A 7138-nucleotide genomic window follows, 5' to 3' on the forward strand; every position below is an offset into this window, starting at 1 on the left:
TCGATTCATCGTGGCTGCAAGAGGCGCATCTGCACCTCCGGAATGACAGCCCGTCATTCCACCCTGTTCACCCTCTGATCAGGGCATTCGGGCCCCGGGTTTTACACCACGCAAAGGGACGCGGCCGGAGCTGGTGGGCTGAGTCACTTCCCATCCTCTCAAGGATCAGCTGGGTCCGCCGGCTCCAGTTGAAGGGTGCTGTGGGCAATGCCGAGCTGGGCGAGTCGTTCCTTGGCCTGATGCAGCAGTTTCAGGTCGTCGATCTCCCCGGTTCGACGCACCACATGGGCGGTCAGGGCGTTCTGGGAGGTGCTCATGCTCCAGATGTGCAGGTGGTGCACATCCACCACGCCGGGCAGGCTGTGTAACGCCTGATTCACCGCCGCCGGCTCAATCCCGGCAGGCACCGCATCAAGGGCGACCCTCATCGACGCGCCCAGCAGGGACCAGCCCGTCCAGGCCACCGCCAGGCCGACCCCAATGCCGGTGGCGGCATCGAGCCAGTTCCAGCCGGTCAGTCCGACCACGATGGCGCTCACGAGCACGGCTGCCGACACGGCGGCATCGCCAAGCAGATGAATCACTGCCGCCCGGCGGTTGAGGTCGTGGCTGCCGTCGTCGCCGAACAGCCGGGCGCAGAAGAGGTTGACGGCGATGCCCAGCGCCGCCGCCCAGGCCACGGGAGTGCTGAGCACCTCGACCGGGGTATTCAGCCGTTTGATCCCCTCCACCAGCACCACGGTGGCGGCCATCAGGATCAGCCCCGCATTGGCCAGGGAGGCCAGCTGGGTGGAGCGGCCATAGCCGTAGGTGAACTGGTCGTTCGGAGCTCGCGTGCTCAGCCGCTCGGCGCCCCAGCCCAGCAGCAGGCCGGCCACATCGCCAAGGTTGTGCACGGCATCACCGATCAACGCCAGCGACCCGAAGCCGACGCCGATCGCGAGCTGCAGGGCCGAGAGGCCGCAGTTGAGGATCACGCTCCAGCGAAAGGCACTGCCGGATCCGGCGCGGTGCTGGTGCTGGCGGGGGTGGGGCTGGCGCTGGATCTCCACGACCGGGTGTGGCTGGGGCTCTCGTGCTGGGAGGACATGGGGGGTCAGGAGAGTTGGCGGTTGAGCAGCCCTGCCAGCAGCAGGGCGACCGCCGTGGTGATCATCACGCTGAGGATCTCGGCTGGCTGCATCGGCGCCAGGCTGAGTCCTTGCTGTAATCCGGGAATGGCCAGCAGCAGCAGCCACAGCCCCAGGCCGATGCCGGCGCCTGCGGCCGTGATGCGGCTATGGGGATCTCCGTTCAGCCACACCAGGCCTCCACCGGCGAGCAGCAGCAGCGAGAACACCAGGCTGCGGTGGGTGGCGGCGTCGGCCTCAGGCCAGAAGACCAGCACCAGGGCGGCCACCATCACCACGGCGCCCTGGCTGAGCGAATGGCGCCAGGTGTCGGGGCCGAACAGGGGCGCCTGCGGCGGGCGGGGGGGCTGCCGCATCAGGCCCGGGCTGGCGGGCAGCGCCTCGAACACCACCGTGCAGGCCGGATCGATCACCAGATGCAGCAGGGCGATGTGTACCGGCAGCAGGATCAGGGCCTGACTAGGCAGCAGCAGGGGCACCAGGCCGAGCGCCGCGATCGGCAGGTGAATGGCGAGGGTGTATCCCAGCGCCCGGTGCAGGTTGGCATCGACCCGCCGGCCCAGTTCGAGGGCCTCCACCAGATCGCTGAAGGTGTCATTGAGCAGCACCAGATCGGCGGATTCCCGGGCCACGGCGGTGCCGCGCTTGCCCATGGCCATGCCGATGTCGGCGGCCTTGAGGGCCGGGGCGTCATTGACGCCATCGCCGGTCATCGCCACCACCTCACCAGCGGCCTGCAGGGCGCGCACCAGCTGCAGCTTCTGCTGGGGCATCACCCGGGCGAACACGGACACCTCTCCAATCGCGGCGGCGAGGGCCTGGGGCGTCAGGGCGTCCAGCTCCGGGCCGGAGAGCACCCGACCGGGCGGCAAGCCCGCCTGATCGGCAATCGAGCGGGCCGTCACCGGGCTGTCTCCGGTGATCATCACCACGCGAACGCCCGCACCCCGCGCCGTGGCGATGGCCGCCGGCACATCCGGGCGCAGCGGATCGGCCAGGGCCAGAAAGCCCACCGGCTCGAACAGGTAGCCGTGCACGTGTTCGGGCAGGGCGCCGCCGCTCGCGAACGGCTGACCTTCGTGCACCGGCACGCCATCCAGCCCGCGCGCCACCGCCAGCACCCGCAGCCCCCTGGCGGCGAGCCCATCGGTGGCGGCCAGCAGGGCCATGGTCTGCCTGGCATCGAGGTGACACAGATCCGCGATCGCCTCGGGCGCCCCCTTGGCGGCCAGTTGCAAACCGCCCTCGTTGTTGTGCCAGAGGCGGGAGAACACCAGCAGATCGCTCTGCAGGGGGTAGTCGCGCTCCAGGGGCCAGTCGGGATGCAGGTGTTCGGTGCCGCTGAGCTGATCGGCGGCGAGGCGTTGGATCGCCAGCTCCATCGCATCCACCGGGTCACCGCGGCTGGCCAGCACCGCCAGTTCCACCAAGGCGTGAAAGGGCTCCTCCAGGGGGTCTCCCGCCTGCCAGCCCTCCAGCTCCGGCCAGGTGAGCAGCTGTTGCACCCCCATGCGGTTCTCGGTGAGGGTGCCGGTCTTGTCGACGGCGAGCACGGTGGCGCTGCCGAGGCTCTCCACCGCCGCCGGCCAGCGGGCCAGCACGCCGATCCGGGCCAGGCGCAGGGCGCCGAGGGCCAGGAACAGGGCCAGCACCACGGGAATCTCGTTGGGCAGCACCGCCAGGGCCAGGGCCAGGGCGGCCAGCAGGGCCTCGGGCCAGTTGCCGCTGACCGCCCCCTGAATCACCGCCAGGGCCGCGCAGAGCCCCAGGGCCAGCACGGTGAGGCGGCCGGTGAGGCGACGGGTCTGGCGCTGCAGCCGGGTGGCCGGCGGCTGCACCGTGGCCAGGCTACTGCCAAGTCGGCCCAGTTCGGTGGCGTCGGCCACCGCCACCACCTCGGCCCAGCCCCGGCCGCTGGCCACCAGGGACCCGGCCAGGATCCGCTCCCCGGCGGCGGAGCGGGCGACCGGCAGCGATTCTCCGGTGAGCAGCGACTCATCCAGCCACAACCCCACCGCCTCGCTGAGGGCGGCATCGGCCGCCACCCGATCACCTTCCTCCAGCCGGAGCCGATCGCCCACTCGCACCTGATCGGCGGGCAGCTCCAGATCCTCCCCATCGCGCCGCACATGGGCGTGGGGTGCCGAGAGCCGGGCCAGTTCGGCCAGGGCGTGGTTGCTGCGCTGCTGCTGCACGGCATCGAGCAGGCTGATGCCCACCACGAAGACCAGCAGGATGCCGCCATCGACCCATTCGCCGATCAGGCCATAGATCAGGGCGCAGGCCAGCAGCAGCAGGTTGGTGGGCTCAAGCCAGCTCATTCGGGCCCCGCTGATGCCCCCTCCATAGCGCTACTCGCCAGTCCTGCCCTGGCCGGGCTGGGCGATCCAATCGGGGGCGATCAGATCAGCGGCCTGCCGGGCCTCGTTCAGCACCTGGAACAGCAGCCGCGGCAACTCTCTGAGCAGCGCGATCCAGGAGGCCAGGTAGGCGGCGTGGTTGCAGACATCGCTGCCGATCTCAAGCCGATCACCCAGCAGCACCGCCGCGAGCTCGGCCACCAGCTCTTCGCGGGCATAGGCCCGGCAGTTGGAGGCGCTGCCTCCCATCCGGCCGGAGAGACCCCGCTGGAGCCGGGAGCCATGACCGCTGGAGTGGATCGCCTTGCGGGCCCAGGTGGCGTAGAGCGCATTGGCGGAGTGGAAGGCGGTGCGATCCCTCCATCAGCTCGCTCAGGGAGGCAACCAGCTTCTGCTCCGGAGGACCCTTGGGGGATGGGGATACGACAGCCATGGACCAGCAGCGCAGAACTGGAGTCGCCAGTGCGGCCAGCGATCGGGGCCGGCTGGGAACTCCATGAGATCCATTGCCACCGGTGTCTTGTCGTCGGCGCTGGCCTGGCTGCCTGGAATCGGCTGCAGCCGACATTCCACGCGTTTTTCGCACGTGTGGCTGTTGTTCAGGTGTTGGTGGTCTCTGCTAGGAACGCACCGCTGAGCATTGGATGAGGGGTGCGCCGCCGCCAGCGCCCAGCCGTCCATCGGCACCGGCACCACGGCGGCCTCGCTGTTCACCGGCGAGCTGCTGTTCGCCCGGAGGCTCGATGGGCTGGAAACGCTGGAGGAACGCAAAGAGGGAAGCCAGGCAGGGTTTGGTCTATGCCAACAACTGGGCCAGGAGTTGGGTTCCTGCTCCGATGGTCACAGCTCTGCCAATCACCTGCAGCCCGCTCGAATGCAGTGTCGGCAGTACCAACAGGGCGAGAGCCACGACCGGCGCGGCTCCGGAACCCCAACGTCCGTCGGGCCCGATCGCCAGCCTGGCCCTCTTCTTCGCAGGACCGGTGTTGTGGGTCGCTGGAGCCTTCAGTCCTGCGGCCGCACTGGTGCCGGCCGGGTTCAGAGCCAGTGATGCGGATAGGGCCCGCTGGACGGACGCAGTCGGTGGAACACCACCGCGATCAACACCAGGACCAGGGAGCCGCTGAGGATCGGGCTGAGTACGAAAGAGGGTCGGGCCTTCAGCAGCACGCCCAGCAGGGCCACAGCACCCGCAGGTGGGTGCAGGCATCGCAGCTGCTGCCCCAGCGCGATGGTCACCCCTACGGCCAGCCCCATCCCCCCCACCGAAGGGCCCGGCCAGGCCACGCACACCACGCTGATCAAGGCCCCGATCGTATTGCCGAGAACGATGTTGCGGGGTTGGGCCAGGGGGCTGCTGGGATGCCCGAACAACAGAACGGTGGAAGCCCCGAAGGGAGCCACAACCAGGGGGTAGTGACTCCAGCTGCTGATCAGGCCCAGTGCGCAGATGGCCAGGAGACCGCCGATCCAGGCCGCCACAATCTCTCCCCGGGCAAAGCGAGGCTGGAACGCACGACCACGCTCCCGATCGGTTCGCAGACGTCGAAACACCATCGACAGCACTGTATCGAGACGAACAGTTCAACTCTGGCTCAGCAGACGGGATCGCCTCCCGATCAACTCTTCCCACTGGTGCATCAACAGCCCAGCCCACCCGACAAGCAGCCAGGCCAGGACAGCGGTGCGGCAGCGAGACCAGCGCCCGAAGTGGCCTCTCCTGCAGGGCCAAGGCGGACGAAGACGACCTCCGACAGCAGAGCGCCTCCGGTTTCCATCGGCCCCAGCAGTGGATTGGGCGGGCTGTCCAGTTGAGGCGGCAGGATGGCTTGGTTGTGCCTCGCAGGTGGCGAACGCACGCCCGATGGTGTGCCGGGTTGCCAGCGACCGATCGCTACGCTGACTCGCTCGCGGGAAACTGATCAAGGCTTGCTCAATGTTGTCGCCACCCCTCCCAGCGCCAACATCACCTCGATCTCGTAGCCCAGTTCCCGAATGCCCTGACGGATCGAGCGGTAGCCGCCGCGCCGCAGCAGGTTCATGACCCCGGTCCTCAGGAAGGCGACCGCGCTGCTGCTCAATTGGGTTTCGCCTTGGGGGAGCACCGAGATCTCGAACCTCTCCATCCGCGTCGTGAGCCACGGAGAAGCCCCCAGCGTCAAGAGATCGAGGCACTCCTGGCCCTGTTGATGCGGCAGTAAGCCCGAATCGAGATTGTCAATCAGTCTTTGGGAGCATGGCCAAGGTGACATCTTGTAGTCAATCAAGTAAAGACTTAGCGGACCCGTATGTAATCCCCAGGCGCCAAGGCTACATTTTGAAATGGTCGATTCGGCAAAGAGTCTGAACTGTTGCCGCCGTCTAGGACAATCTAGTATCTTGCAAAAACTCTAGTTTAGGATTGCGGTAGGGCTCCGCTAATCGTTAGCCGAATCTCTGGGATGGGCGCCCAGCTGGGCGAGAGGAATGGATGCGCTCTAGCCTGGGTTCTGGCTCAAGTGGCATCAGCTGCGAGGTCACCATGAGTTTCACGTTGGCATGCGAACAAGAAGCAGGTGGACGTTGGATGGCCGAGGTGCGGCAGCTGCCTGGAGTCCTTGCTTGCGGGAATTCGTCTGCTGATGCATATGGAATCAAGTTGGGGTCGTTTGCTGGTTGATCAGGCTCAAGCGCTTCACGTGGTGGGCCTCGGTATCTGTCCTTTCGGCGCCGGGCTGAAGCTGGAGGCCAGCCTCGACGATCTCTCCGCCGCGGCGGTGGTGACGTCACCCCCATCAATCGGCGTATTTATTGATTCCTGCTAACCATGGCATCCAGCGGAGCCGAATGCTGCTGTCAGCCTCTCCAGGTCAGAGCCCGTCTGATCTGGCCAGGCCAGTCGCGTGGCATGTCGTTGGCACGGATTCGAAGGCTCGCCATCGATCGGACCAGCGGCACTCCGCCGCGTTGCAGCACGGCCAGAATGTGGACCAGCACAGCTCCTGCCATGACCAGCCAGGCCAGAAGATGCACCGAATACACAACATGATCGAGTTGACCATCCTTCAGCCAGTCTTCGTCCATTAATTTGCCACTCCCCACAGCCAGCGCCAGGGCGAGCAGGGTGATGGCATTGGCGGGCTTCTGCAGCTGCCGGCGCCCCACGCTGACGGCGTAAAGGGCGAACAGGATGGCCAGGGGCCAGAGCAGTACGCCGATCGAGCCGTGGATGTCGATCCAGTCTCCACCGAGCCTCAGTGGCAGGCGCCCCCAGCGGCCGTCGTCATTGGAATACAGGAGCAGCCCGCTCAGCCAGGCCAGAGACACCAGCGCAGCCGTTGGGCCGTGCAGCAGCCGCAGAAGTGATGGTTGGTAGGGACGGGCCATCGCTGCTGAAGACGTTGTGGGCCCTTTTTTAGCGCGAATCATCGAAAACTCAGCCAGAGGCCGCTGGTTCGCTGATCGAGCGCCATCCTTCGTGCAATTGTCGATCTACTGGTCGGTGGAGCCTGTGGCAGGGCAGATGGGAGCTTGAGCGGATCCGCCTGCGTCCCCTGCAGTGGTGTAAATCCCCCGGCATTCCCACCCCGGCGTAGCCGGGGTGGGCCGCGCACCTCAGTCGATCGGCTCCACAGCTGACGTTGCAAGGGGTGGGCAGGCCCGTTTCCC

Annotated in this window: 6 protein-coding genes and 1 pseudogene; 1 reads left to right on the plus strand and 6 read right to left on the minus strand. The window is 67.0% G+C overall.

Going from position 1 to position 7138, the window contains the following annotated elements:
• Nucleotides 1-158 precede the first annotated feature (158 nt).
• The 5 genes and pseudogenes from VB777_RS13575 to VB777_RS13595 all read right to left on the minus strand — a co-directional run bounded on the left by VB777_RS13575 (nt 159) and on the right by VB777_RS13595 (nt 5757).
• A complete protein-coding gene (locus VB777_RS13575; RefSeq protein WP_322758446.1) occupies nt 159-1052 on the minus strand; it encodes a cation diffusion facilitator family transporter in 894 nt (297 codons plus the stop codon).
• A 44-nt stretch (nt 1053-1096) separates the two neighbouring features.
• On the minus strand, nt 1097-3451 hold the full coding sequence (locus VB777_RS13580) for an HAD-IC family P-type ATPase (protein WP_323249568.1): 2355 nt from the start codon (nt 3449-3451) through the stop codon (nt 1097-1099).
• Between the two features lie 30 nt (nt 3452-3481).
• Nucleotides 3482-3832: pseudogene (locus VB777_RS13585) on the minus strand (zincin-like metallopeptidase domain-containing protein); the annotation flags it as partial.
• Nucleotides 3833-4528: 696 nt separating this feature from the next.
• On the minus strand, nt 4529-5047 hold the full coding sequence (locus tag VB777_RS13590) for an HPP family protein (protein WP_197170557.1): 519 nt from the start codon (nt 5045-5047) through the stop codon (nt 4529-4531).
• 365 nt (nt 5048-5412) lie between these two features.
• The gene (locus tag VB777_RS13595) at nt 5413-5757 is read right to left on the minus strand and encodes a hypothetical protein (RefSeq protein WP_322758453.1); all 345 of its coding nucleotides are present in this window, start codon (nt 5755-5757) and stop codon (nt 5413-5415) included.
• 330 nt (nt 5758-6087) lie between these two features.
• Between VB777_RS13595 and VB777_RS13600 the strand changes: the two genes are divergently transcribed.
• Nucleotides 6088-6294: a hypothetical protein gene (locus VB777_RS13600; RefSeq protein WP_322758454.1), complete on the plus strand. Its 207-nt coding sequence runs from the start codon at nt 6088-6090 to the stop codon at nt 6292-6294.
• A gap of 31 nt (nt 6295-6325) precedes the next feature.
• Here VB777_RS13600 and VB777_RS13605 read toward each other — a convergent pair whose 3' ends face one another.
• On the minus strand, nt 6326-6856 hold the full coding sequence (locus VB777_RS13605) for a cytochrome b/b6 domain-containing protein (RefSeq protein WP_322758455.1): 531 nt from the start codon (nt 6854-6856) through the stop codon (nt 6326-6328).
• Nucleotides 6857-7138: the final 282 nt, after the last annotated feature.

Source organism: Synechococcus sp. CCY9202 (genome assembly GCF_034931685.1).
GTDB lineage: Bacteria > Cyanobacteriota > Cyanobacteriia > PCC-6307 > Cyanobiaceae > CBW1002.